Annotated in this window: 23 protein-coding genes and 1 riboswitch; of the genes, 2 read left to right on the plus strand and 21 right to left on the minus strand. The window is 70.9% G+C overall.

Annotation, left to right across the window (positions count from 1 at the left end):
* Positions 1-181: 181 nt before the first annotated feature.
* Positions 182-532: an RNA polymerase-binding protein RbpA gene (locus MU407_RS06110; RefSeq protein WP_102236261.1), complete on the plus strand. Its 351-nt coding sequence runs from the start codon at positions 182-184 to the stop codon at positions 530-532.
* Between the two features lie 157 nt (positions 533-689).
* Here the strand turns inward: MU407_RS06110 and MU407_RS06115 are convergent, their stop codons facing one another.
* The 9 genes from MU407_RS06115 to MU407_RS06155 form a co-directional block, all read right to left on the minus strand.
* Entirely contained in the window at positions 690-1,229 is a 540-nt protein-coding gene (locus tag MU407_RS06115; RefSeq protein WP_246956173.1) for an FxsA family protein, read from the minus strand.
* Positions 1,230-1,289: 60 nt separating this feature from the next.
* Positions 1,290-2,051 carry a polyprenol monophosphomannose synthase gene (locus tag MU407_RS06120; RefSeq protein WP_246956175.1) on the minus strand — a complete coding sequence of 254 codons (762 nt, stop codon included), beginning with the start codon at positions 2,049-2,051 and terminating at the stop codon, positions 1,290-1,292.
* Entirely contained in the window at positions 2,048-3,727 is a 1,680-nt protein-coding gene (gene lnt / locus MU407_RS06125; RefSeq protein WP_246956177.1) for an apolipoprotein N-acyltransferase, read from the minus strand. Before lnt ends, MU407_RS06120 begins: the two co-directional genes overlap by 4 nt.
* Positions 3,724-4,524: a hypothetical protein gene (locus MU407_RS06130; protein ID WP_246956179.1), complete on the minus strand. Its 801-nt coding sequence runs from the start codon at positions 4,522-4,524 to the stop codon at positions 3,724-3,726. The genes lnt and MU407_RS06130 overlap by 4 nt, the downstream gene beginning before the upstream one ends.
* Positions 4,521-7,472, minus strand: a complete 2,952-nt coding sequence (locus tag MU407_RS06135) for a DEAD/DEAH box helicase (protein WP_246956181.1) — start codon at positions 7,470-7,472, stop codon at positions 4,521-4,523. Before MU407_RS06135 ends, MU407_RS06130 begins: the two co-directional genes overlap by 4 nt.
* On the minus strand, positions 7,469-8,431 hold the full coding sequence (locus tag MU407_RS06140) for a diacylglycerol kinase family protein (protein WP_246956183.1): 963 nt from the start codon (positions 8,429-8,431) through the stop codon (positions 7,469-7,471). Before MU407_RS06140 ends, MU407_RS06135 begins: the two co-directional genes overlap by 4 nt.
* On the minus strand, positions 8,428-9,345 hold the full coding sequence (gene tatC, locus MU407_RS06145; protein WP_246956185.1) for a twin-arginine translocase subunit TatC: 918 nt from the start codon (positions 9,343-9,345) through the stop codon (positions 8,428-8,430). The genes MU407_RS06140 and tatC overlap by 4 nt, the downstream gene beginning before the upstream one ends.
* 77 nt (positions 9,346-9,422) lie before the next feature.
* Positions 9,423-9,812 carry a Sec-independent protein translocase subunit TatA gene (gene tatA, locus MU407_RS06150; RefSeq protein WP_348648015.1) on the minus strand — a complete coding sequence of 130 codons (390 nt, stop codon included), beginning with the start codon at positions 9,810-9,812 and terminating at the stop codon, positions 9,423-9,425.
* Positions 9,813-9,954: 142 nt separating this feature from the next.
* Positions 9,955-11,952, minus strand: coding sequence for a WYL domain-containing protein (locus MU407_RS06155; RefSeq protein ID WP_246956189.1), 1,998 nt, complete (start codon positions 11,950-11,952; stop codon positions 9,955-9,957).
* A gap of 102 nt (positions 11,953-12,054) precedes the next feature.
* Between MU407_RS06155 and MU407_RS06160 the strand changes: the two genes are divergently transcribed.
* Positions 12,055-13,191 carry a DUF3866 family protein gene (locus MU407_RS06160; protein ID WP_246956191.1) on the plus strand — a complete coding sequence of 379 codons (1,137 nt, stop codon included), beginning with the start codon at positions 12,055-12,057 and terminating at the stop codon, positions 13,189-13,191.
* Positions 13,192-13,196: 5 nt separating this feature from the next.
* Here MU407_RS06160 and MU407_RS06165 read toward each other — a convergent pair whose 3' ends face one another.
* From MU407_RS06165 to MU407_RS06220, 12 genes are all read right to left on the minus strand, one after another.
* Positions 13,197-13,667: a PH domain-containing protein gene (locus MU407_RS06165; RefSeq protein ID WP_246956193.1), complete on the minus strand. Its 471-nt coding sequence runs from the start codon at positions 13,665-13,667 to the stop codon at positions 13,197-13,199.
* Position 13,668: 1 nt separating this feature from the next.
* Positions 13,669-14,526: an ATP phosphoribosyltransferase gene (gene hisG / locus MU407_RS06170; RefSeq protein ID WP_102236272.1), complete on the minus strand. Its 858-nt coding sequence runs from the start codon at positions 14,524-14,526 to the stop codon at positions 13,669-13,671.
* Between the two features lie 147 nt (positions 14,527-14,673).
* On the minus strand, positions 14,674-14,937 hold the full coding sequence (locus MU407_RS06175) for a phosphoribosyl-ATP diphosphatase (RefSeq protein WP_102236273.1): 264 nt from the start codon (positions 14,935-14,937) through the stop codon (positions 14,674-14,676).
* Between the two features lie 64 nt (positions 14,938-15,001).
* Complete coding sequence (gene pnuC, locus MU407_RS06180) at positions 15,002-15,715, minus strand: nicotinamide riboside transporter PnuC (protein ID WP_102236274.1); 714 nt, start codon at positions 15,713-15,715, stop codon at positions 15,002-15,004.
* A gap of 93 nt (positions 15,716-15,808) precedes the next feature.
* Positions 15,809-15,927, minus strand: a riboswitch (FMN riboswitch).
* A gap of 145 nt (positions 15,928-16,072) precedes the next feature.
* Positions 16,073-16,759, minus strand: coding sequence for a ribulose-phosphate 3-epimerase (gene rpe, locus MU407_RS06185; protein ID WP_102236275.1), 687 nt, complete (start codon positions 16,757-16,759; stop codon positions 16,073-16,075).
* On the minus strand, positions 16,756-18,351 hold the full coding sequence (locus tag MU407_RS06190) for a transcription antitermination factor NusB (RefSeq protein ID WP_246956195.1): 1,596 nt from the start codon (positions 18,349-18,351) through the stop codon (positions 16,756-16,758). Before MU407_RS06190 ends, rpe begins: the two co-directional genes overlap by 4 nt.
* A complete protein-coding gene (gene fmt, locus MU407_RS06195) occupies positions 18,348-19,301 on the minus strand; it encodes a methionyl-tRNA formyltransferase (protein ID WP_102236277.1) in 954 nt (317 codons plus the stop codon). Before fmt ends, MU407_RS06190 begins: the two co-directional genes overlap by 4 nt.
* Positions 19,302-19,328: 27 nt before the next feature.
* Positions 19,329-21,383, minus strand: a complete 2,055-nt coding sequence (locus tag MU407_RS06200) for a primosomal protein N' (RefSeq protein ID WP_246956197.1) — start codon at positions 21,381-21,383, stop codon at positions 19,329-19,331.
* A 143-nt stretch (positions 21,384-21,526) separates the two neighbouring features.
* Positions 21,527-21,910 carry an FKBP-type peptidyl-prolyl cis-trans isomerase gene (locus MU407_RS06205; protein WP_102236278.1) on the minus strand — a complete coding sequence of 128 codons (384 nt, stop codon included), beginning with the start codon at positions 21,908-21,910 and terminating at the stop codon, positions 21,527-21,529.
* 59 nt (positions 21,911-21,969) lie between these two features.
* Complete coding sequence (locus tag MU407_RS06210) at positions 21,970-22,929, minus strand: FKBP-type peptidyl-prolyl cis-trans isomerase (protein ID WP_246956199.1); 960 nt, start codon at positions 22,927-22,929, stop codon at positions 21,970-21,972.
* A 92-nt stretch (positions 22,930-23,021) separates the two neighbouring features.
* Complete coding sequence (pafA, locus tag MU407_RS06215) at positions 23,022-24,476, minus strand: Pup--protein ligase (protein ID WP_246956201.1); 1,455 nt, start codon at positions 24,474-24,476, stop codon at positions 23,022-23,024.
* 4 nt (positions 24,477-24,480) lie between these two features.
* Positions 24,481-24,669 (minus strand): ubiquitin-like protein Pup, encoded by a 189-nt coding sequence (locus tag MU407_RS06220; protein WP_102236281.1) that lies wholly within the window; start codon positions 24,667-24,669, stop codon positions 24,481-24,483.
* Positions 24,670-24,675 lie beyond the last annotated feature (6 nt).

Here is a 24,675-nt window from a genome sequence, read left to right on the forward strand (position 1 = left end):
TTCTGGCTCGCGCGCCGTTGTACTGGATCGGTGAGGTCCGCGCCCTGCGCACCGCACCGATCATCGCGAGGTGAAGACCTCGTCGATCCTGAGATCACGTCGACGCGCTCACCACGTCGACCCTTTGACCGATAACGGGCCCGCCGCGCCCTACCCCATCCCGGCAGGAAGCGAGAACCGCATGAACAGCCGCAGCCTGCGAGGCACCCGACTGGGCTCCCTCTCCATGGAGACCGACGAGGGAGTCCTCGCCGCCCCCCGCCAGGAGGCCGTCTACGACTGCCCCAACGGACACGCCATCGTGCTGCCCTTCTCCGTGGAAGCCGATGTTCCCGCGGTGTGGGAGTGCCGCTGCGGCGCGACCGCTGTGCTGCGTGACCACGAGAAGCCGGAGGAGAAGCCCGGCAAGCCGGTGCGCACGCACTGGGACATGCTGCTGGAGCGGCGCAGCGAGGAGGATCTGCAGGTGCTGCTGGATCAGCGCCTCGAGCTGCTGCGCGCCGGAAAGCTGCACCAGCGCCGCGACCTCTGACCTATCCCCCGCGCGCGAGCCCGCCCGCCGCGACCGGCAGGTGCAGGCTCGCACGCCCGCGCACACGCCCCGTTCCCCGATCTCCGGGCACGGGGCGTTCTGCTGTGCGGCGACAGGCGGCGCGGTCGCGGACCTGTCAGCCCTGGGCCCGCGCCTCTCAGCCCTGGGTGATAGTGGGCGGCGTAGCCGGTCCCGGGTCCTCGGGCCGCCGCGGCTCGCTGTCGATGATGATCTCCCCGTCGATCACTCCGCCGCTGCGAGTGGTGCGCCGGAAGAGCACATGGTTCGCCCCCGCGGAGCCGCTGCCGAGCCCCATTGCCTTCACCGCTCGGCGCTGCACCGGGGTGATGAGCAGCAGCAGCCCGGCAAAATCCGTCAGCAGACCGGGGAAGAAGAACAGCAGTGCCGCCAGCAGTGTGAAGGCCGGGCGGGACAGATGCTTGTGCACATCCCCGCGGCCGCGCACGGCGCGCACCAGGGAGCGCAGACGGATGAAGGACTGTTGCCCGGCGGCGACCACAAGCGCCACGCCGATGATCCAGCCCACCACGACGACCAGCACGGCCCACCACAGACTGGTGTTGATGCCGATCGCCACGAGGATCGCGAGCTCGGAAAGGCCCACCAGCACGACCCCCAGCGGCACCAGCGTGCTCCAGCGCGAGCGGCGTTCGCCCGCGTGCGGTGCTCCGGTCATGGGCGTGTCTCCTCCAGCTGGTCCTGCGCGGTCTGCCCGTCGGCTGCGGACCCGTTCAGGCTAGCGCAGCAGTCCGCGAAGCTGCTGGGTGCGGCGGGCGAGCCCCCAGGCGGTGACCTTCACCAGCGCTTCGCGCACGATGTCGCCGCTCATCTTGCTGGCCCCCTCGGTGCGCTCATCGAAGTCGATCGGCACTTCGGTGATCAGCGCCCCGAGCTCACGCGCCCGCCGGGTCATATCCACCTGGAAGCAGTAGCCCTGCGAGGCGATGGTCTGGTCCATCAGGCGCTGCAGCAGCTCAGCGCGGAACACGCGGAAGCCGGCGGTCGCATCGGCCACCCCGATCCCCAGCCAGAGCCGCACATAGGTGTTCGCCCCGCGGGAGAGCAGCAGGCGGTGCAGCGGCCAGTGATGGACCTGCCCGCAGGGCACCCAGCGGGAGCCGATCGCCAGATCCGCGCCGCGCCGCACCGCCTCCACCAAGCCCGGCAGCTGTTCGGGCCGATGGGAGGCGTCTGCGTCCATCTCGGCGAGCAGGGCATAGCCGCGCTCGAGCCCCCATGCGAAGCCGGCGAGGTAGGCGGGGCCGAGCCCTTGCTTGCCCTCGCGGTGCAGCACATGCACCGCCGGATCGGTCTGCGCTTGCTGCTGGGCCCACTGCCCGGTTCCATCGGGCGAGGCGTCATCGACCACGAGGACGTGCGCGGCGGGCACGGCGGCGCGCAGACGCTCGAGGGTGCCGGGCAGCGCCTCGATCTCGTCATAGGTGGGGATCACCACCAGCAGCGGGAGCGGCGGGTGATTCGAGGGACGAACTCTCATCGACGATCTTTCGAGGTGCGGGGCGAGCGGGAAGAACGGGAGGTGCGCGCGAGGGCACGGTGCGGTGAGGCAAGCGACGCGAACAGGCCCAGCAGCCCCAGCGCGCTGAGCCCCACGGCGATCCACGGCCCGGCGGCCACCGCGGGCGTGGTGGCGGTGCGCAGCGGCACATCGGCCAGCAGCGCCCCCTGTTCCCAGTGGTCCACGACATCGATCCGGCGTCCCTCGGGGCTGAAGATCGCGGAGTGGCCGACGGTGGAGATATGCACGACGGAGCGGCCGGACATCACGGCCATCACCTTGGCTTCGGCGAGCTGCTGGATCGCCTCATGAGAGTGTCCGAACAGCGCGTTGTTGGATTGCACGATGATCACCTCGGCACCGTCGTCGACGACGTCGTGCACGAGGTTGTCGTAGGCGATCTCGAAGCAGATCAGCACCCCGGCGGTGTCCTCCCCCAGTCCGAGCGCTGTCAGATCCATGTCTCCGACCTCCTCACCGGGGAGCATGTCCATGGACACCAGGTCCACTTTGTCGGTGATCTTGCGGAACAGCTCCCGCTGCGGGATGTACTCGCCGAACGGCACGGGGTGGCGCTTGGAGTAGGTGTAGGGAATGCTGCCATCGGGGGCGAACAGCACCGCCTGGTTCAGTCGGTGGTTGTCGTCGACGGCGGCTTGGGTGCCGACCAGCAAGGGGGCGTCGGCCTCCCGGGCAATGGCGGTGAGCTGCTCTGCCATCAGCGGATCTTGGCGCGGGTCCCAGCCCGTGGAATCCTCCGGCCACACCACGAGGTCCAGGTCCATGTCCTGCTGCTGTGCTGTCGCGAGCGTCTGGTGGGTGATCTCCAGATGGTTGTCGAACACGTCGTCGGGCATGGCGTAGGAGACCGGGTCGATCTCTCCCATCGAGCCCTGGATCGCGGCGATCGTCATCGAGGGACGCTCGGATGGAGCCCGGTTCACGGGATGCGGCACCACGAGGGTCAGTAGCACCAGGGCGACCGCGGCGGCGCAGGGCCACACCCCGGCGAAACCGACCAGGCCAGTGCGGCGCCGCCCCAGCAGCGCCAGCACGCCCAGCAGCAGCAGCTGGCCGATGACGGCGACGGCGAAGGCGAGTCCCGCCATCCCCACCCAGGGGGCGAGGTTCAGCAGCGGAGAGCTCGACAGGGCGAAGCCGCTCGCCCCCCACGGCAGTCCACCCCAGGGCCAATGCGAGCGCAGGCTCTCCACCGCCACCCACAGCCCAGCCACGATCATCAGGGTGCTCGGGCCCAGACCCCGCCGGACCATCACCGTGCGGGCGAGCCCTCCGAACAGGACGATGTACAGCGCCTGCACGGTGCCGAGCGCCAGCCACGGCATGGCTCCCGCGTAGGTACTCGCCCATTCGGTGAGCGGCACGAAGAACGCCAGCCCCCACAGCAGCGATACGAAGACCGCGAGGAGCGCGGAACGCACCAGCAGCCCGCCGAGCAGCAGGGCGAGCGCGATGGGCAGCAGCATCCACAGGTCGTAGGGCGGGAAGGCCAGCACGGCACACAGTCCGCCGAGCACCCCCATGAGCAGTGCGGCCGGCCAGGGCGTCGGGGTGAACTCATCGCGCGCAGCAGCGTGGCCGCGCTGCCGGGCGGGGGGCCGCGGGGCGGTGGCGCGGGCTGAGCTGCGGCTCATGTCTCAGCCTTCGGCAGGCTGTCGTGCACGATGCGACCGTCGATCACCGTGCGCAGCGCACGGGGGCTGCCCTGGTCCAGATCCGGCAGCAGTGGCGTGCGTGAGCGCGGATCGGTGGACCAGGTGTCCACGCCTGCGGCCTCGGAGCGGACCGTGAGGTCCCACGGCTCCCACACCACGAAGGTCGCGGGAAGGCCGGTGCGCAGGTCCCCGGGGTGACGGTGCCCGGCGGCGCGCTGCCCGCCGCGGGTGGCGGCGAGGAAGGCGGCACGGTCACCCACCCGCTGGTCAGGGTCGGGATCATGCGCAGCAGCACGCACCCAGCTCCAGGGGTCCTGCGCCTGAGGGGCGCCGCCGGAGCCGAAGGTGAAGGGGATCCCGTCGCGCACATAGTCCCGGTACGGGACCGGCTCATCGCCCGGCACGATCACCCGGACACCGTCACGGGTTCCGGCCGGGCCGGGCAGGCGCAGCACGATGCCGCGGGCCGCGGCGGCCTGCTCCTGCGGGGGTGCGGGGAGGGAGCCGTCGGCCGTGGCGGCGGCATCGACGAACCCGGGAGTGACCAGGCATCCGGTGGCGTCGATGCGCGGGATGTCCGGATGCAGCACCGCGGCGGAATCCGCGGTGCCGGTCCACGCGATCATGCCGTCCGCGATCAGCATCGCGTCCGCTTCAGGATCGACGGTGCTGTACAGCACGATGCCGGTGTACAGCTGGGCGGTCGGCTGGTCCGGGGCGAGGTCAGTGGTGCTCACACCGCTCAGCTTCTCGCGGTCACCTGGGAGCTTGCTCATCGGTCAATCTCTTGGGCCACGAGTCCGCGACGCACCGCCCGGATCGCTCGGTGCGCCGTCTGGCCCAGCACCGGATCGGCGGTCAGCTGATCCAGCAGATCGATGACCTGCCGACAGTGGCGCACGAAGTCACCGGGCGGCAGATCACTGCCATCGAGCGCCGCCGCGAGATGGCTGCCGCGGGCCCAGCGGTGGACGATCGCCGCGAGCGCCGGATCGGGGGCATCGGTCGGGTCGATGCCGTGCCGCGCCTCGGCGGCCTGCAGCGCCGTGGCCAGACGTGTCGAGGCCTCCAGAGCGGCGTCCACGGCTGGATCGGGGATCAGCTCGGGGGCACGGTCATCCCGCCGGGACTCATGCACCGCAGCGGAAACCACAGCGGCCAGGCCCGCGGCGTCCAGCCCCGTCCAGGCGCCGTGCTCGAGGCACTGGGCGATCAGCAGGTCACGGTCGCTGAACAGGCGGCGCAGCCGCATACCGCTGTCTGTGGGATACAGCTCGCGCGTACTTCCCGCGTCGGCGCCGGATTCCTCCGTGAGGTAGCCGAGCTCGAGCAGCAGGGCGGTGAGTCGGTCGAAAGCACGGGCGAGGGTGCTGGTGCGTCCGCTGATGCGATGCTGTACACCCTCGAGCTCCCGGCGGGTGCGACGCCAACGCCCCACCCAGCGCAGATGTGAATCCAGGTCCGGGCAGGCCGCGCAGGGATGCGCAGCCAGCTGCTCACGCAGGGCGATGAGCTGGGCATCCGTCGCCGCGGTGGAGGGACTGCGCCGCGCTCGGCGACGCACCGCGGCACGGGCATCCTCCTCCTGGCCGGACAGGCGCTGGCGCAGCGCCGCGGCAGTGTCCTTGCGGACCTTGCCCTTCGAGAGGGTCTCCGGACGCGGCACCCGCATCGTGTCGATGACGGCGGGGGCGGAGGGCACATCGCCAGGGCGGATGGTGCGGCGTCTGCCCTCGGTGTCCAGCAGCTCCACCTGAGGACCGCCGAGGACAGCACGGTCCACGTCGAGGACGACAGCGTAGCCGCGGCGTTTCCCACCGGGCAGGGCGATGATCTCCCCGCGCCGCAGATCTCCGAGGATGCTGCGGGTACGGTCACGGTCCTTCGCGGCCCGGGCCTGGGAGAGGCTCTTCTCACGGGCGGAGATCTGCTCCTGCAGCTGCGCATACTCCAGCAGGTCTCCGCGCTCGCAGGTGATCGCCTGCTGATAGTCGTGGGCCGTGTCCTCGAGCTCCCGGGCCCGGCGGGCCAGCCCCACCACGGAGCGGTCGGCCTGGAACTGGGCGAAGCTGGTCTCGAGGGTCTCCCGGGCGCGGGCGAGGTCGAAGCGGTCCAGCAGGTTCACCGTCATGTTCGGGGTGGGCCGGAACGCGGAGCGCAGCGGATAGGTGCGGCGCGAGGCGAGGGAGGCAACAGCCTGCGCGTCGAAGCGCGGGCCCGCGAGGACCACCGCATGGCCCTCGGTGTCGATGCCGCGACGTCCGGCCCGTCCGGTCAGCTGCGTGTACTCCCCCGGGGTGAGGTCCGCGTGCTCCACGCCGTTGAACTTCACGAGCTTCTCGAGCACCACCGAGCGGGCGGGCATGTTGATCCCGAGCGCCAGCGTTTCGGTGGCGAACACCACCTTGATAAGCCCGCGGGAGAACAGCTGCTCGACGACCGTTTTCAGCAGCGGGAGCATCCCGGCGTGATGCGCCGCATAGCCGTCGAGGGCCGCGCGCCGGAACGCGGCGATGCCCAGCACGTCCTCATCCTCCACGCCGATCTGCGCGAGCTCTTCGTCCAGCGCAGCGCGAATCTGACGGCGCTCAGTGTCATCGGTGAGGCGCAGGTGCGCGCGGGCGCACTGCTGGACCGCACCGTCACAGCCGGCGCGGGAGAAGATGAACATGATGGCGGGCAGCAGCCCATGGTCATCCAGCAGCTCCACCACATCGGTCCGACGGGGCGGGCGCACTCCCCCGCCGGGACCGCGGCCGCCCCCGCGGTGGTGACGGCGCGGATCCTCACTCCCCCGTCGGCCTTGCCCCCGGTGATCCCGGTGCTCCTCGCGCGGACCGCGCCCGCCGCGGCCTCGACGTTGCGCCGAGCCGCGGGGGCGGTGCCGTCCGCTCGTGCCCTTGCGGTCCCGGTGCCCTCGACCGCGATGCCCGCCGCGGCGCTCATCGACTGGCAGGGAGAAGGACGTGATGCGTTCGATCTGCGGGTTGACCTCGCGGTGCGCCGCAGCGCCGGGGCCATGGGAGACCACGGCGTCCCCGTCGGCATCGACGAACAGGTCCAGCAGCTCATCGCGCACGACGACGTGCTGCCACAGCGGCACCGGACGGGTCTCGGAAACGATGATCTCGGTGCTGCCGCGCACCTCCTGCAGCCACGCCCCGAACTCCTCGGCGTTGGAGACGGTCGCGGACAGCGAGACGAGCTGCACCTCGCGGTCCAGGTGGATGATGACCTCCTCCCACACCGGTCCGCGCAGCCGGTCGGCGAGGTAGTGGACCTCGTCCATGACCACGAAGCCGAGCCCGTCCAGCAGCTGCGAGTCCGCGTAGAGCATGTTGCGCAGCACCTCGGTGGTCATCACGACCACCTCGGCGTCCGGCCGCACCGAGGTGTCTCCGGTCAGCAGACCCACCCGGTCGGCGCCGAGCCACTCCACGAGCTCCCCGAACTTCTGGTTGGACAGCGCCTTGATGGGGGCGGTGTAGAAGACCTTGCGACCTGCGGCCAGCGCCAGGTGCACCGCGAACTCGCCGACGACGGTCTTGCCCGCTCCGGTCGGTGCGGCGACGAGCACCGAGCTGCCGGACTCGAGTGCGCGTCCCGCCGCGAGCTGGAAGTCATCCAGCTCGAAGGGGTAGCGGGCGGTGAAGGTGGCCAGCTCGGAGCGTTCGTGCTGCTGCTGGGCGGCCCACTGGGCGTAGCGTTCGGCTGGCGAGGTCATGCCTCACCTCCGGTCGTGCTCCCCCCGGCGGGATCCTGCGGCAGCTGGGCGAGCAGCCGCACCGCACCGGGCAGGATCCGCGCGGTGATGGGCAGGACTGAGCGCGGCTCACCGTCGGCATAGGCGCGCAGGCCCCGGCCGGAGCGGATGCCCACGGTGATCTGGCGGACCGGCTGGATCTGCACCTCGTCCAGCTCAGTGTGGGTGCCGCGGAAGACGCGGGGGAAGAACCGCAGCAGCCGGGTGCGGCTGATGTCCGTGACGGCCGCGAGCTCGAGCTGCCCATCGTCCACCCGAGCTTCCGGTGCCATGCGCATGCCGCCGCCGAACACACCGGTGTTGCACAGGGTGAGGATCGAGGCGTCGAGCTCTTGGCGCTCGCCGCCGTCGATCTCGATCCAGAACGGCAGCGGGCGGAAGGCCGGCAGCTCGCGCAGCACCGCCGTGGTGTAGCGCATGGTGCGGTGGCGGGCGCTGTTCGCGCGTGCGTTGACGAGGGCATCGAAGCCCAGGTTCACGTTGCCGAGCGCGAGAGAGCGGTGCGGCAGGGCGTGCTCCCCGGTGGCGAGCACCTCGATCGCGTCGATTCGCACCGCGGGGCGCGAGAGGGCGTGCAGGAGGATGCGCGTGGCCTCCTCCGGGTCGTTGATCGGGATGTCGAGGGCGCGGGCGAAGTCATTGCCGGATCCGGCCGGAACGATGCCGAGCCGCACCGGTGTGCCGGCCACGATCTCTGCGCCGAGCGCCACGGTGCCGTCCCCGCCGATCACGACCAGCGCCGTGAGGGTGTCGCGCACGTCCTCCTCGCGGGCGCGGGCTACATGGGCGGAGGGTCCGGAGAGGTCCACGACGGACAGTCCGGCCAGGCGCAGCAGCTGGGCGACCTGCCGACCAGTGCGGCGTCCGGCACCGTGGGCGGCAGCGGGGTTGGTCAGCAGGCCCACCCGCAGGCGGCTCACCGGCGCTCCTCGGCGTCCTCGTCGATCTCGTCCAGACGCTTGGCGCGTTCGATCGGGGCGGGGGCGTCATCGATCCGGCTGGCGCGGTCCACGTCCTGGGAGGTGCCCTCCCTCTTGTCGCGCCGTCGGTCGTTGAGCATCGCGATGACGATCGCGCCGAAGAACAGCGAGGCGATCGAGCCGGACATGGCGATGAGGGTGAGCGGCTCCGGAGTGGGCACCATGACGGCGGTGAACAGGAAGCTGATGAAGATGATCCAGCGCCAGCCCTTGAGCATGGTCCGCCCCCGAATCAGGCCCATGAGGTTCAGCACCACCATCACCACCGGGATGACGAAGGCGATGCCGAAGGCGAGCATGGTCTTGACCAGCAGCGCCAGATACTCGTCGTAGCGGATCAGCTGCTCGACCTGATCCTCCTGCGGAGTGAAGCTCAGCAGGACCGGGATCAGCTGGTTCACCGCCCAGTACCCAGCCGCGCAGCCCAGGAAAAACAGCGGGATTGCGGCGCCGAAGAACCCCAGCGCGTAGCGGCGCTCGTTCTTGTGCAGCCCGGGCATGACGAACAGCCAGGTCTGCAGCATGATCATCGGGGAGGAGAGGATCAGCCCCATGTACGCGGCCAGCTGCAGGCGGACGTTCAGACCGGTGCCGGCTCCCTGGAAGTTCAACGCCGCGTTGTACCCCTTGCGGGAGGCGATGATGAAGGGCCGCTGCAGCACGTCCCACACCCACGGGAACAGGAACCAGCCCACGATGGCGAGCACCAGCACCGTCACCGCGCAGATCATCAGACGGTTGCGCAGCTCGGTCAGGTGCTCGCCGAGGGACATGCGCCCCTCGGGGTCCTTGCGCGGCTTCTTCGCCGGCTTGGCCGGGGCGCTGCGGCCCCGGTCCCGTGTCTCATCCGCCACGGAATCGCCTCCTCACACGCTGCGGGGTCCGAGCGGTCAGCCGCCCGGACCCCGCCAGCACATCGTCGATCGAGTGCTCAGTCGCGGCGGTAGGAGTCGTCGTCCTCGCGGACGCGCAGCCGCTCGCGCTCGTCCTCGCCGTCGCGCGGGTCGTACTCGCGGTCCTCGTAGCGGTCGCGACGATCCCGCTCACGGTCGTCGTAGCGGCGATCACGATCATCGTGGCGACGGTCGCGGTCCCGGTCGTCATAGCGCCGGTCGCGATCACGATCGTCATAGCGACGGTCACGGTCATCGGCCGCGTCCTCGTCGTCACGGTCTCGATCTTCCCCGCGCATCTCCTCGACCTCGCTCTTGAAGATGCGCATCGACTGGCCCATGTTGCGAGCCAGGCCCGGCAGCTTGTTCGCCCCGAACAGGAGGATCACCAGGACGATCAGCAGCACGATCGCCCAGGGGTTACGCATGAATCCCATTGAAGTACCTTTCGACAGCGCCGCATCGGCGGCACGGGCGCCCCCTATCATTCCACAGCGGAGCGAGCGCCGTTCGGGCCGTCGCATCGACGAACCGCTCCACCTGGAGCGGGCCGTCCCAGGGTAGCCGCTCTCAGGTGTCGTGCCGTGCAGCGGCGTCCCGCGCCACAGTCACGATCGTGTCTCTCAGATCACGCGGCGTGAGCACCTCCGCCGCCCCGGCGGCCTCCAGCACCGCATCGACGAGGGAGGCTCGGACGGGCGCAGGCAGATGCGCGTACGTCACCCCGTCGGCTCCATCGCGCAGTTCGGTGGCGTCGAAGGATTCAGCGATCCAGCGGGCCGGTGCCTCCAGGCGCAGCCAGGCGCCGTCCTGCACCCGGCCGGACAGCACGGGGCCTGCAGACCCTGCGGGGCGGTGCATCGGCGCATCGGCATCCAGCACCTCCACCACGCGATCCAGGCGGAAGGCGCGCTCCGCCTCGGCGAGCTCGCAGTAGGCCCGCAGGTAGGAGCGGGTGCCATCGGTCTCGATCGCGAGCGGTCGGATGCGGCGCACGCTCGTGCCCGCCCGATCGGCGGAGGAATAGCGGATCACGAGGTGTGCCTCCTCGCTGCCCTCGTCGGCACGCAGCGCCCCCTGCACCGCAGAGAGCACCGTCTCGGCACGATCGGCGGTGCGGGCGGCGGACTCATCGGCGGCAGCGGCTTCCGCGAGCTCCTGGGCCGTGGGCGCTACGGAGGCGTCGGAGGGATCGCTGCCCGCGGCGAGGGCATCCAGGAGCTTCTGCCGCGCGGAGGCGACGGTCTCCTCGGCCTCCCCGGCCGCGGGTTCGAGGGCCGCGAGCCCTGCCAGCAGGGCGGTGGTCTCCACGGCAGACAGCCGCAGAGCTCGGCGCAGCGGCTCGGCGTTGCGCACGCGCACGATGCCGTGTTCGTACTCCGTTTCGATGAAGTCCTCCCAGCCGGTGCCCATGTCGCCGCAGACGAACAGCACCTCGAGGTCTTTGATGAGCTCCGCGGGAGTGATGCCGAGCTCTTCGGCGAGTTGCTCGAGATCCACCTCGCCGCGGCGCATCACGGAGGAGGCGGTGGAGATCAGGCGCGAGAGATGATCGCCGCTCTGCTGCGTGCTGCGGATCCGCACCGCAGGCCGGGCTTCGGCCGTCTCCAGCGGGGCGAGGTCCGGTGCGGCCGCGTGGCGGTCGCGGATGTCGCTCAGCACCTGGGCGATCTCGGTGCGCCACGCGGCGGGCTCGAGCAGCTTCGCCCAGCGGGCTTCGGCGAGGATGAGGCGGCGGGCCGCGGGGCGCGGCATCTGCGGCAGCTGCACCTCGGGCTCCTCAAGTCCGGCACCGGCGCGGTCCCGCAGCGCGAGTGCCTTGTACGGCTCGAGCCGCACCCGGGCACCGGCGCGATCATCGCTGTCCAGCATCGTGGTGAGGACCTCCCCGAGGTCGAGATCGGCCGGGCGCTCTGCCGTCGCAGCGCTGCCGAGCACGGGGAAGGATTCGATGCGCGAGGCTCGGAAGGAGCGCGGCGCCGAGCGCTCGCGGTCGAAGCCGTGCAGGTACCAGTGGCCGTGGTGGACGCCCACCACCCACGGCTCGACGTGCCTGTCCGCAGGCTCGCCCGTCGCGGGACGGTAGCGGAATCGCACCGACCGCCCCGTGACCACGGCCTCCAGCAGCGGGCTCAGCACGGGCAAGGATTCCACCGCCCCGCGCGGGGTGCGGCGCAGCAGATCCGGGTCGGCGTCATGACCCAGGCTCAGCAGTTTCGCGCGCACCCGGCGGGCGGCACCGCCGGCGGTCGCATCGTCCCAGGCGCGGCTCGCGGCCAGCAGCACCGTGTATTCCGCGGTGCTGAGGTCCAGCACCGCTCCCCCGGCGGGCGAGTCGATTCGGTAGTAGACGATGTTCTCGTCCAGCACATCCTTCTCGGTGATCAGCGGCAGGCCGAGCGCGAGGATCGCTGCCTTGTCGCGCTCGAACATGCGCTCCGCCGCCTGGTCGGAGGTTGCCTCGGCATAGGCGGGGATCACGGCGAACAGTTTGCTGCGGTCGATTCGGCGCCGCGAGCCGATCGTCATGATGACGTTGAGCAGTCTCTCCACACTCTTCGAAGCCACGCCGCCAGACTAGGGCACCGGGTCAGCTGCGGTCGCGAGCGTGATGTGATGTCGCAGGTGCGGGCGCCGGGTCGCGGCACGGTCCGGCCTAGGCTGGTGGGCATGCTGCGATGGGAACGAGGACACGTCCGCGCTGAGCTGGCCTCCTGGGCGGGCGCCGTCCAGCTCGAGGTCGAGCTCGAGGGCGAGGCCGACGGGACACGGGAGACGGTGCGTGCCCTGGCCTACCCTGAGCTGACCGGAACGCCGGAGGTTGGTGAGCTGGTGCTGCTGAACACCAATGCGCTGCGTCGTGAGCTCGGGACCGGTGGGGATGCCCTCGTGGTGGCCCGCCCCGAGGCCCTCCCCGAGGCGGAGGCGGTCGACGGGCACATGGTCAAGGCTCGATACACGCCGATGCAGACGCTCGTCGATGCGCTCGATGACCCCGCGAGCGAGCACTACGAGACCCTGCGCGACGCCAAGGGCCTGGAGGCCATGCCCGTCGTGGTCGCGGATCTGCACTCCTCTCTGCCCGCGATCATCGCCGGGATCCGCCGCCAGAAGCGTTCGGCGCGCATCGCCTACATCCACACCGATGCCGCGGCACTGCCGGCCGCCTATTCCCGCAGCGCCGCGCGTCTGCGCAAGGCCAATCTGCTGGCTGCCACGATCAGCGCCGGACAGTCCTTTGGTGGCGATTACGAGGCGGTCACCGTGCATTCTGCGCTGCTGGGCGCCAAGCACGTCGTCGGCGCCGATATTGCGATCGTCATCCAGGGCCCAGGGAATCTCGGCACCGGCACCGGTTGGGGATTCTCGGGGGTGCAGATCGCCGAGGCGGTGCATGCCGCCGCGGTGCTCGGCGGATGCCCGGTGGCGACCCTGCGGGTCTCGGAGGCCGATGAGCGCACGCGGCACCGGGAGCTGTCCCACCACTCAGCGACCACCTATGGGCAGGCGCTCCTGGCTCCGGTGCGTCTGCCCCTGCTCCCCCGCACCTACTCGCGGTACAACAAGTTCCATGAGTGTGTGCGGAAACAGGTGAAATCATCGATTATCAAGCCGGCGCAGAAGCGCGGGATCCTGCACGAGATGGTCGAGATCGACGCCAAGGGGCTGCGGGACGCGCTCGAGGAGATGCCGGTGCGGATGACGTCGATGGGCCGCACCCTCGCCGAGGACTCCTCGTCCTTCCTCTACGCGGCGCTCGCCGGGCGCTGCGCGGCGCAGCTGCTGGACGCCGATCCGGACGACTGAGCGGCTCAGCCGCCCGGCGCCTCGCCGCGGTCACGCGCGAGATCGCGCAGCAGACGTGCATCGGCGATCGCACGCTGGCCGTCATAGCGCTGGATCGCCTGCACCGGGTGTGTGCGCCCATCGGCGAGATCCAGATGCGCCCACGGATCCCCCATCGGGAAGCTGATCCCCAGCACCTCCGGCCAGTCCAGCGTGCGGGAGCGCATGAGGTTGCGGATCTCGAGGTGCTCGGGCCGCGCCACCACGCGCACCGAGGCGTACAGGTGGCACAGCAGCGCCAGCAGCAGCCCGATCATCACCAGCGCCAGGCGGCCGCCCAGCTGGAAGGACGTGATGAGCACGGCCCCGGCGATCATCCCGCCCAGCACGATCACCGCCGTCACATAGGCCGCCACGCGCACCGCCCGCGGGCGGATCACCACCGTCGCGGTGCGCTCAGGAAGCTCGGGGCCGAGCTGGCGGGAGCTGATGGACATCTCAGATGCGGCAGGCCTGGATCGCGGTCACCAGGATCGCGCGGGCCCCGACCTCGTAGAGGTCATCCATCATGCGGTGCGCAGAGCGCCGATCCACCATGGCGCGTACCGCGGACCACTCGCCACCGTGCAGCGGGGAGACCGTCGGGGACTGCAGCCCCGGGGTGATCTCCACGGCGCGCTCGAGCTGGGCAGTGGGGATGTCGTAGTCGAGCATCACGTACTCGCGGGCGACGAGCACACCGCGGATGCGCCGTTCGAGCACCTCCAGGGCATGCTGGCCCTGCTCGTCGAGCTCCATGCCGGGGCGGGAGAACAGCACCGCCTGGCTGGTCATGATCGGCGCGCCGAAGGGCTCGAGACCCGCCTGACGCAGGGTCGTGCCGGTCTCGACGACATCGGCGATGACATCGGCGACGCCGAGGCGGATCGCGGATTCCACCGCACCGTCGAGGTGCACCACCTGGGCCTCGACGCCGTGCTCGGCCAGGTGGTCGGCGACGAGCGACTCGTAGCTGGTGGCGATGCGGGCACCGGCGAGGTCGGTGACATCGCGGTGGGTACCGGCGGGAGCGGCGAAGCGGAAGGTCGAGCGAGAGAAGCCGAGCTCGAGGATCTCGCGGGCCGGGGTGCGGGAGTCGCGCAGCATGTCCTGCCCGGTGATGCCCACATCCACGGTGCCGGAGCCGACGTACACGGCGATGTCCCGGGGGCGCAGATGGAACAGCTCCACGCCGTTCTCCTCATCGACCACCACGAGCTCCTTGGCCATGCCGCGGCGGCGGTATCCGGCCTCCTGCAGCAGCTCGGCGGCGGGTTCGGACAGGGCTCCCTTGTTCGGGACGGCGATGCGCAGCATCGGTTCCTCCTTCACCGCGCAGGCGGTGGATGGCTCGGCGGGACAGATCAGAGGCGGCAGGGACGCGCCGCGGGCTGGGCGCGGGCACGATGCTTCAGGGCTTCAGGGCTTCAGGGCTTCAGGGCTTCAGGGCCGGGGGCCCGGTGCTCACAGGTGTCGGTAGACGTCCTCGAGGGTGATGTCGGTGGCCAGCATCATCACCTGGAGGTGATACAGCAGCTGGCTGATCTCCATCGCGGCGGCGTCCTTCGACTCGTGCTCGCAGGCCATCCACACCTCGGCGGCCTCCTCGACGATCTTCTTGCCTATGTGGTGCACCCCGGCATCGAGCTCCGCGACGGTGCCCGATCCCTCGGGGCGGGTGCGGGCCTTCTCGGCGAGCTCGGCGTACAGGCTCTCGAAATCCTTCACCCGGCCAGGGTACGCGCCACGACAGGTAGCGCGTCCCTGGGTCCCGGGCTGCGGGATGGACCGCTCAGCGGCGCTGCACCGTGGGGTCCAGATGAGCGGTCTCGACGCTGACGGTCTCCTCGGGAGCGTCCTCGCGGCGGCGACGCACGCGCCACCACACGAAGAATCCCGTCAAGGTGAACACCCCGTAAAACAGGTACATGAAGGCGCTTGCGTAGTAGCCAGCGGACAGCAGCAGGGGCACGCCGACGATGTCCACCGCCACCCAGATCAACCAGAACTCGACCCAGCCCTTGGCCATGCCGTAGGTGGCCAGCAGGCTGCCCATGAAGATCCAGGCATCGGCCCACACCGGCTCATAGGAGCCGAGCGCGCGGAACAGAGGGGTGAGCGCGGCGGTGCCGCCGACCATCGCGGCGATCAGCAGCGCCCTGGTGCCCCAGGACGCCCATTCGGGTTCGACCGCGGTCCCGGCCCCGGATTCCTTGGTGCGGTGCCAGCGCACCCAGCCGTAGACGCTGGTGGCGATGAACATGACCTGGCGCCCGGCCTGCCCCAGCAGGTCCACGTGGGAGGCGTCGCCGAACAGGCTGCCCAGGAACACGGTCAGCAGCAGGACGTTGCCGATGATGCCCACCGGCCAGGCCCAGATCTTGCGGCGCATGCCGCCCAGTGCGCTCAGCAGGCCGAAGACATTGCCCAGTACCTCGCGGAGCATGAGGAACTGTCCTCCGGCGAATTCGATCTTCGCGTCGAAGAGCCACTGCAGAAATTCCATGACGGTCCTTTCTCCCGTGGAAGCAGTGGCTCCGGGGAAAAAGGTTTCCTTCATGGACGACGGGCGTGTCAGGGCGCGCACGTCGGCATCAAGGACGTGCGCCTCTCATCCAGGCTTTGACTGTCGGTGCCGGAGTTCCACCGGCTCCACCGCCGTAGCGGGTCGCGGACTATCACCGCCGGCTCGGACTTTCACCGACCCCGGAGCACGTCACGATGTGTGACCGCTCAACCATACTCGAACCGGAGCGGGCAGAAGAACGGACGCGCTGGTCGTGGCCCGTTCGACGATCCGGCGCGGGCTCCGCCAGGACGTCCGTGCCGCGGGAATCAGTGCGAGGGGATCGGGCCGGCGGGTTCAGTGCGGGCGGTGGGCGGCAGCGAGCTCGCGCAGCGCCGCGATCTCCTCCGCCGCATCCTGGGCGCGGTAGATCGCCGAGCCTGCGACGAACACGTTGGCGCCCGCCTCAGCGCAGCGCTCGATCGTCTCGCGGCTGACCCCACCATCCACCTGGATCGACACCTCGAGGTTCGCCTCGGAGATCGCCTGCCGGGCCCGTCGGATCTTCGGCAGCATCGTCTCCAGGAAGCTCTGCCCGCCGAATCCGGGCTCGACGGTCATGATCAGCAGCATGTCGAACTCGCCGATGATGTCGAGGATCGGCTCGACCGCGGTGGCGGGGCGCAGCCCCACACCCACCTGGACGTTCTTACGGCGCAGATCGCGGGCGAGCTTCACCGGGGCGCGGGAGGCCTCGAGGTGGAAGGTGACCGAGCTGGCGCCGGCTTCGGCGTAGGCGGGGGCCTCCCGATCGGCGTCTTCGATCATCAGGTGAGCATCGATGCCGATGGTGCTGCGCTCGACGATCTGCTCGACCATCGAGGGGCCGAAGGTGAGGTTCGGGACGAAGTGGTTGTCCATGACATCCACGTGCACGGCATCAGCACTGGAGATCTTGTCGATCTCGGTGCCGATGCTCATGAAGTCGCAGTTGAGGATCGACGGGTGGATGTAGTGGCTGGCGGTCGAGTAGGCGGTCGTCATGACTGGTCCTTCCCATCGTCGGTGCCCTCACGGGCGGTGGTGTCGGTGCCGCCGCCGTGCTTGCGCAGCAGCGCGAGATACATCGCATCAGTGCCGTGCACATGGGGCCACAGCTGCACGGCCGGCCCCTCCCCCAGGTCGATCTGCGCGGCGCGCTCCGGCAGCACCCCGGCGCGCAGGGCCTCGCGCGCATCGAGCTGCTCCACATCATCGCGGCGCTTGAGCGCTTCCTCGACGATGAACCGGGTCTCCGCCAGGTGCGGGGAGCAGGTCACGTAGGCGACGACACCGCCGGGCGCCGCGGCATCCAGGGCCGAGGCCAGCAGATCACGCTGCACGGTCGACAGGTGCCCGATGTCCCCGGGCTGGCGGCGCCAGCGGGCCTCGGGCCGTCGCCGCAGCGCACCGAGGCCCGAGCAGGGCACATCGGCAAGCACCCGGGAGAACGTCGCGGGCAGCTCGGTGCCGATGGTCGTGCCGTCGGCGGTGCGGGTAGTGATCTCGGCGCCGGCCTCGCGGAGGGTCGCGACGGCGCGGTCCACCAGCTCGGTGCGGTGCTCCTGCAGCTCCACGGCCAGCAGCTGCGCGTCATGGCCGATGGTGAGCCCGCCGAGCAGGGCGGTCTTGCCGCCGGGGCCGGCACACAGATCCAGCCAGCGGGCGTCATCGGCGAGCACGAGGTCATCGGCGCCGAGCGCGAGAGCGAGCGCCACGAGCTGGCTGCCCTCGTCCTGGACGGCGGCCCGGCCCTGCTTGAGGACATCCGTGCCGCCGGGGTCGCCCGAGGGCCAGGAGGCGGCGAAGATCGACCAGCGGCCCGCGGTGGCGCCCTCGTCGATCATCTCGTCGAGGTCCGTCAGCCCCGGCCGCATCACGAGAGCCACGGCAGGCGCGCGATTCTGAGCGGCCAGCAGCTCCTCAAGCTCGGCGACATCCCGGCCGTGACCGAGCAGAGCATCGCGCAGAGCCCGCACCACCCAGCGCGGATGGGAGTGGACGATCGACAGGTGGCCGATGAGGTCCTTCTCGCGCGACGGTGCGACCGCCGCGAGCCACTCCTCGAGGGTCCGCTCGCCCACTCGGCGCAGGACGGCGTTGACGAAGCTCGCCGCCCCCGCCCCGACGGCGGCACGGGCGAGGGCCACCGTCTCGCTGGTCGCCGCATGCGGGGCGACGCTCATCTCCACCAGCTGATGGGCGCCCAGGCGCAGCACGTCCAGCAGCGCCGGTTCCACCTTCTCCAGGGGACGGTCCACGCAGGCGGCGAGGATCGCATCGAGCCGTCCCTGGGCGCGGAGGGAGCCATAGAACAGCTCGGTCGCGAAGGCGGCATCGCGGCCGCTGAGGCGGGCCGAGCGCAGCAGGCGCGGCAGGACGAGGTTGGCGTAGGAATCCTCCTCGCGGACCAGGCGCAGCCCTTCGAGGGCGACCTCCCGCGATGGGGTGGCGCGGCGGGCCCGCTCCGAGGGACGCGAGGCGGACCAGCCCTGCCGGGGGCCACCGCGGCCCCGAGAGCCGGAGCGCTGGCGGCCCTTGGCGTCGCGGCCCTGACGCGAGGAGCCGCCGCGGCGATGCTGTCGGTCCGCGCTCATGCGTCCTCCTCGGCAGGGGCGAAGGTGGTCTCAGGGCTGAGGTTCGCGCCGCGCGCCCAGTCGGCGCCGCGCATCGCCTTCTTCCCAGGCGGGGCGATGATCGAGATCGCGATCGGCCCGGTCCCGGTGCCGACCAGCAGGTGCTTCTTCATCGCATGGAGGCGTCCCGGGGGCAGCTCCACCTCGGGAAGCTGCGGGGGCAGCGGCTCGGTGCCGAGGATGCGGGTGCGCGCCCCGTCCAGCAGCGTCCACGCACCGGGGTCGGGGCTCATACCGCGGATATGGGCGCCCACCTGCTCGGCGGGTCGGGTCCAGTCGATGCGGGCCTCGGCCGGGGTGAGCTTCGCGGCGTGCGTAGCGGCGGCGTGGTCCTGTTCGGTGAAGGTGGCAGTGCCGGCGGCGAGGGCGTCGAGGGCTTCCAGCAGCAGCGGCGCACCCTCGCGCGCGAGACGCTCGAGCAGCTGCCCGGAGGTCTCATGCTCGCCGATCACCGCCGGAGCGGCCCTGATGAGATCCCCGGTGTCCAGGCCCTCCGCGAGACGGAACACGCTGATCCCGGTGTGTCGCTCACCGGAAAGCACAGCCCGCTGCGCGGGCGCGGCACCGCGCCAGGCGGGCAGCAGCGAGAAATGCAGATTCACCCAGCCGTGGGTGGGGATGCTGAGCGCGGCGGGTGGGACGAGGTTCCCGTAGGCGACCACGGGTGCGGCTTCTGGCGCGAACTCCCGCAGCTGGCCGAGCACCGTGTCATCGCGCAGCGTCGCCGGGGTGAGGACCGGCAGGCCCGCGTCCAGGGCGAGCTGCTTGACCGGGGAGGGCCGCAACTTCCGGCCCCGTCCGGAGGGGGCATCGGCGCGGGTGAGCACTCCCACCACCTCGTGCGGGGAGTCCAGGAGGGCCTGCAGGGACGGGAGGGCCACCTCGGGGGTGCCGGCGAAGAGAACACGCATGATGCCCTGAGTCTACGGGCGCGGAGGTCAGAACACGTCGGGCGGATCCAGGCGCACCCGGAGGGACCCGCGGTCCTTGCGGGCGCTGCGGGCGGCGACCGCGGCACGCAGCACTGCCGCGAGCTCCCGCGCCCGCTCCGGGGCGATCCGCAGCACAGCGCGGGCGCGGCCCGCATCCTCGGGGCGTTCGAGGTCCACGGGCCCGAACACGTCGGTGCCTCCGGGCAGGTCGAGGGCATCCACGAAGCGCCGGCAGGTCTCCCGCTCCCCCACCACTTCGGCGACCCGAGAGAAGGGCGGCAGGTCCAGGTCGCGGCGATCCTCGAGCACCCGGTCGATGAAGACGCGCGAACGATGGGCGACGAGCTCGCGGATCGCCGGGAGCGTGGAGGTTCCGACGATGAGCACCTCCCCGTCCTGCTCGGCGGGCCGCACGAGCGCGATCGCGTTGCGCCACCGCCGCACGGCCTCGACATCCGCGTCGAAGGCGGCGCGGGCGAGCATCGCATCGGCATCCAGCAGCAGCGCAGCGGCGTATCCGCCTGCCGGGTCGGGTTCTGCCCCGGGGGTGGCGACGACGATGCCGTGCTCGGGCACCGCAGCATCCTCGAGCGGCCCATGGGCGCCACCGGCCACGACGAGCTCCGCGTGGGGGAAGGCGCGGTGCAGCTCTTCGGCGGTGCGGGTGGATCCGATGACCACTGCTCGGACCTCGGGCCGGTCACATTCGGGGCAGCGGTAGCCGTCCTCGCGCTTCCCGCAGACCGCGCAGTGCAGGGGGCCGCCGCGCCCGCGCAGGGACAGTGGGGCCGAGCAGGTGGGGCAGCGGGCGCGCGTGCCGCAGAAGGTGCAGGAGATCGCGGGGATGTACCCGGAGCGCGGCACCTGCACGAGCACCGGCCCGTGGGCGAGGCCCCGACGCAGCACCCGCAGCGCCTCCTGCGGCATGCGGGAGCGGCCCGAGGGGCCTTCGCGCTCACGCAGGTATTCGTCCATCGCGACGATCCGCGGGCGCACCTGGGTGATCGGCGCTGGAATGGGCTCCAGGGCAGCGAGGTAGCCGGCATCGGCCAGGGCTCGCAGCGGCACGGACAGGCCCGCCGAGAGGAACAGCAGGGCGCTGCGCTCTTCGGCGGAGCGGCACTGCAGCACGGTGCGGGTGTGCGGGTAGGGGGCGCGCGGCTCCTCGAGCAGGTCATCGGCCTCATCCACGCAGATGATGAGGGCGAGGTCCTGGACGGGGGCGAAGGCTGCGGAGCGGTTGCCGAGCACCACCCGGGTGGCGCCGCGCAGGATGCGGCGGAAGGTGCGGTAGCGCTTTTCGGGTCCTTCGGCACCGGCGAGGATCTCGTGGTCGATGCCGCGTGCGGTGAGGACGCGGGCTAGGCGCGCGACGTCCCGCCCATCGGGGGCGATGACGAGGGCGCCGCGGTCCGGACCGAGGTCCGCGATCGCATCGGCGGCGACGATCGTCCAGGGGTCTGCAGCATCGAGGATCAGGTGGGCGCGGGGCACCGGGCCCTCGGGGCTCCCCGCCCGGGAGAGCAGGGCGGCAAGCCCCGGATACCGGTCACCGGGACGTCGGGGGGCCGACGGGGGTGTGTCCGCTGCGGGGGCGTCGGCGGGATCTTCGGCCTGTTCGTCCTGTGCCTGTTCGTCCTGTGCCTGCTCGTCCTGTGCCTGATCGGCCTCTTCCGCAGCTTTCTCTGCGGCTTTCTCCGCGGCCGTGCGGTCGGCCTTCTCGGCGCGGGCATGCCGCGGCGGCAGCGCGAGGCGCAGCACATCCCCGACGGTGCCGGCGCAGCGCTCAGCGATCTCCTCGCACACCCGCATCATCGCGGGCGGCACCACCACATCATCGGAGACCAGTCGGGCCAGCGGCGCAAGCGCCCGGTCGGTCGTCGGCTCCGCGTGCCGACCCAGCACAATGCCCTCGGTGTCCTTCCCCGAGAACCGCACCCGCACCCGCATCCCGGCCTCCGCCGCGGCGGTCGCCGGGGTGACGGCGTACTCGAAGGGCCGATCCAGATGCGGCAGCACTCCGATCAGGCGGACGCTCGCCACCGGACGCTCGGCGACCACATCGAATCCTGCGGTGGTGCGCAGACCACGGGCCCGCCCGGGGTGCTCCGCGGGCGGGTCGGGAACAGCGACGGCGGGGGGCGCGAACAGACCCTGCTGGGCCTCATCCGGCTCCCCCGCCGCCGCGGCGGAAGGCGTGGTGCTCAGCGCTTGTGCACCGCCACCAGGTCGCACACGAACACGAGGGCCTCACCGGGGGCGATCACCGGCGGGGCGCCCTGCTCGCCATAGGCGAGAGAGGCGGGGATCTCGAGACGACGGCGGCCGCCCACCTTCATACCCTGAACGCCCTGGTCCCAGCCGGCGATGACCTGGCCCACGCCCAGCTGGAAGCGCAGCGGCTCGCCGCGGTCCCAGGAGGCGTCGAACTGCTTGCCGGTGGAGTGGGAGACGCCCACGTAGTGCACGTCCACGATGTCGCCGCGGCCGGCCTCCTCGCCCTCCCCGAGAATCTCGTCGATGCTGACGAGCTCAGTGGGGGTCTCGGACTCGGGGCGGGCGACCTCGGGCTTGCTGCGATCGGTCATGATGCTCCTCCTATGAGCGGTGGTTCGGGGTGGTCGATCAGATCAGAAAAAGGGGGTGGTCAGGCCTTCACGGGCTCGGCGTCCAGCACGTCGACGACGAAGATGAGGGTCTCACCGCCGAGCTCGTTTTTCTCGGGGTCCTCCCCGTAGGCGTCCGCGGGAGGGATGACGAGCATGACCTGGCTGCCGATCGGAAGGCCCGTCAGGTTCTCGTCCCAGCCGGGAATCACCCGGCCCTGCCCCTGGACGAAGGAGAACGGAGCACCGCGCTCCCACGACGAGTCGAACTGGCTGCCGTCAGACCACTTCCAGCCGGTGTACTGCATGACCAGGTAGTCGCCTTTGCGGGTCTTCTCGCCGTTGCCGGTGATGAGGACCTCCCGCACCGTCTCCGCGGGCGGCTCCCCTTCCGGTGCACCCTCGAGGCTCGGTGCGCCATCCTCGCCGAGGGTCACGGCGGGGAAATCACCCGAGGGCTCGCCGGGCTCACCCTCGGCACGCAGCGGTGAGACGACGCGCTGCACATCGGCCACCTGGATCAGGGCATAGCGCTGGCCGTCGCCTCCCTGCTGCCAGCCCGCCATCGCGAAGCGGGAGCCCACCGGCAGCGCGGTGAAGAACTCGAAGGCATCCGGGCCGAGCGCCTCGGCCTGCACCGTGAGGCCGCCCGCGGGAGCGCCCTGCCACCAGGATTCGAGGGTCTCTCCAGAGGAGGCATCCACATACATCTGGTGCCAGATGATCGTGTCGCCCTCGGCGATGACATCCCCGTCGCCTTCAGCGATGACCTCGGCCTGCGGGGCGGTGATGGACAGCGGAGCCTCGAACTCGAGCGTCGGCTCAGCGCCGAGATCCTCGCTGATGCTGACGCTGTCCAGGGGACGCTCGCCGCCGCCGTCGGAGGCGCCTCCGGCGTCGGAGGGACCAGAGCCGTTCTCGTCGCAGGCGGCCAGGCCGATGGCGGCGGTCGCGGCAAGGGCGGTGGTCAGCAGGGTGCGACGGCGCAGGGGTGAGGTCACGGAGGGCAGGCCTTTCAGATCGAGTCCCCGGGTCGGGGTCGGAACCAGGGTACGGGTCGGGTGCAGGGTGCGCGCTGGATGTGGCGCGGCCCTTAGGCGAAGGGCGGCGGATCCGCTGTGGCGCCCTGGGCGCGGATCTCGGCGATCAGCGCCTCGACATCCGCGGAGGTGGTGGTGAAGGGGTCGAGGATCTGCACGGGCATCGCCCCAGGACGGGTGAGGCGCATGGTGGTCCAGTCCACGGCGTGGTCCACGTCGTGCTCCTGGGCGGCGGTGACCACCTGGCCGCGCAGGTGGGCGCGGGTGGTGGTCGGTGCGGTGGTGCGGGCTCGCTGGATCTGCTCGGCGCTCAGCACCGTGGGTGCGAGGCCGCGGCGGCGCAAGGAGTCGAACAGGCCCCGCTCGGGATCCAGATCGTGGTAGGCGAGGTCCAGGCGTTCAAGCGCCGGATCGGACATGTCCGTGCCGCGTCGCTCGGTGACCTGGGTGAACAGTCGCTCCTTGATCGCCCAGTCGAGGTGCTGCGCGGCCCAGGTGCGGTCCCCGGTGCGGACGGCATCCAGGGCCTTCTGCCAGGTCTCGAGGGTTTCGCGTTCGGTCTCGTCCTCGGCGAGGTCGCTGACGTGGTCCAGCCAGCGCTGCTGGATCTCGAGCGCGGTGGTGGTGCCGCCGTCCTCACGCGGCAGCGGGGTGCTGCCGGTGAGGTCGCGGGCGACGGCCCGGATCGCCGCAATGTCATCGGCGAGGACGACGTCCGGCAGGGCGCGTCCGGATTCGATAGCACGCAGCACCAGGTCGGTGGTCGCGAAGCGCAGGTGGGTGGAGACCTCGCTCATCGTGGAGTCGCCGACGATGACGTGCAGGCGGCGGAACCGGCTCGGATCGCCGTGAGGTTCATCGCGGGTGTTGATGATGGGACGGGTGCGAGTGGTGGCCGAGGAGACTGCCTCCCACATGTGGTCGCTGCGACGGGAGAACACGAAGCGCGCTGCCCCAGCTGCTGCGTCGGCGCCTGTCTTGTCACCACGGTTCTTGTCGCCACTGTCCTTATCGCCGATGCCGTCATCGGTCACGACACCACCGGCACCGGTGACGATCTGGCGGGTCACGAGAAACGGCACCAGGAATCGGGGCAGGCGGGTGAACTCGCCGCGGCGGTCCACGAGGTAGTTCTCATGGGAGCCGAAGGCGTTTCCCTCGGAGTCCACATTGTTCTTCAGCAGGTGGATGCGAGCATCGTGCCCGGCCTCGGCCAGGCGGTCATTGGCTTGAGCGGTGAGGTCGGCGAAGATCTGCTCCCCGGCGCGGTCCTGGGCGACCAGCTCCCACCAGTCATCGCATTCGGCGGTCGCGTATTCGGGGTGGGAGCCCACATCCAGGTAGAGACGGGCGGCGTTCTTCAGGAACACGTTGGAGGAGCGGCCCATCGCGACGACCGGCCGGAACAGCTCCCGGGCGGCCTCTTCGGGCTCGAGGGCGCGCGTGCCGTCGGCGCGCACGCACACCAGACCGAATTCGGTCTCCAGTCCTCCCACGCGGCGTTTCACGGGCTCACTCCCCGCCCTTCTGCACGAAGGAGCGCACGAAGGACTCGGCATTCGCCTCGAGCACCGAGTCGATCTCATCGAGCAGGTCATCAGCCGCTTGCGCGGAGGCGAAGGTCTGGCCGCCGGTGAGGTTCTCCTCGCCGGGGTTCTCGTCGTCGCCGGGCCCGGGGGCGTTCAGGGACTGCTGGGACATCGCTCC

Source organism: Brachybacterium sp. Marseille-Q7125 (assembly GCF_023062615.1).
Lineage (GTDB): Bacteria > Actinomycetota > Actinomycetes > Actinomycetales > Dermabacteraceae > Brachybacterium.

Excerpts from the sequence above, each read along its gene's own strand:
- MU407_RS06110 (WP_102236261.1), top strand. The coding sequence starts at position 182 with ATGAACAGCCGCAGCCTGCGAGGCACCCGACTGGGCTCCCTCTCCATG.
- MU407_RS06115 (WP_246956173.1), bottom strand. The coding sequence starts at position 1,229 with ATGACCGGAGCACCGCACGCGGGCGAACGCCGCTCGCGCTGGAGCACG.
- MU407_RS06120 (WP_246956175.1), bottom strand. The coding sequence starts at position 2,051 with ATGAGAGTTCGTCCCTCGAATCACCCGCCGCTCCCGCTGCTGGTGGTG.
- lnt (WP_246956177.1), bottom strand. The coding sequence starts at position 3,727 with ATGAGCCGCAGCTCAGCCCGCGCCACCGCCCCGCGGCCCCCCGCCCGG.
- MU407_RS06130 (WP_246956179.1), bottom strand. The coding sequence starts at position 4,524 with ATGAGCAAGCTCCCAGGTGACCGCGAGAAGCTGAGCGGTGTGAGCACC.
- MU407_RS06135 (WP_246956181.1), bottom strand. The coding sequence starts at position 7,472 with ATGACCTCGCCAGCCGAACGCTACGCCCAGTGGGCCGCCCAGCAGCAG.
- tatA (WP_348648015.1), bottom strand. The coding sequence starts at position 9,812 with ATGCGTAACCCCTGGGCGATCGTGCTGCTGATCGTCCTGGTGATCCTC.
- MU407_RS06160 (WP_246956191.1), top strand. The coding sequence starts at position 12,055 with ATGCTGCGATGGGAACGAGGACACGTCCGCGCTGAGCTGGCCTCCTGG.
- MU407_RS06165 (WP_246956193.1), bottom strand. The coding sequence starts at position 13,667 with ATGTCCATCAGCTCCCGCCAGCTCGGCCCCGAGCTTCCTGAGCGCACC.
- hisG (WP_102236272.1), bottom strand. The coding sequence starts at position 14,526 with ATGCTGCGCATCGCCGTCCCGAACAAGGGAGCCCTGTCCGAACCCGCC.
- pnuC (WP_102236274.1), bottom strand. The coding sequence starts at position 15,715 with ATGGAATTTCTGCAGTGGCTCTTCGACGCGAAGATCGAATTCGCCGGA.
- rpe (WP_102236275.1), bottom strand. The coding sequence starts at position 16,759 with ATGACGACCGCCTACTCGACCGCCAGCCACTACATCCACCCGTCGATC.
- MU407_RS06190 (WP_246956195.1), bottom strand. The coding sequence starts at position 18,351 with ATGAGCGCGGACCGACAGCATCGCCGCGGCGGCTCCTCGCGTCAGGGC.
- fmt (WP_102236277.1), bottom strand. The coding sequence starts at position 19,301 with ATGCGTGTTCTCTTCGCCGGCACCCCCGAGGTGGCCCTCCCGTCCCTG.
- MU407_RS06205 (WP_102236278.1), bottom strand. The coding sequence starts at position 21,910 with ATGACCGATCGCAGCAAGCCCGAGGTCGCCCGCCCCGAGTCCGAGACC.
- MU407_RS06220 (WP_102236281.1), bottom strand. The coding sequence starts at position 24,669 with ATGTCCCAGCAGTCCCTGAACGCCCCCGGGCCCGGCGACGACGAGAAC.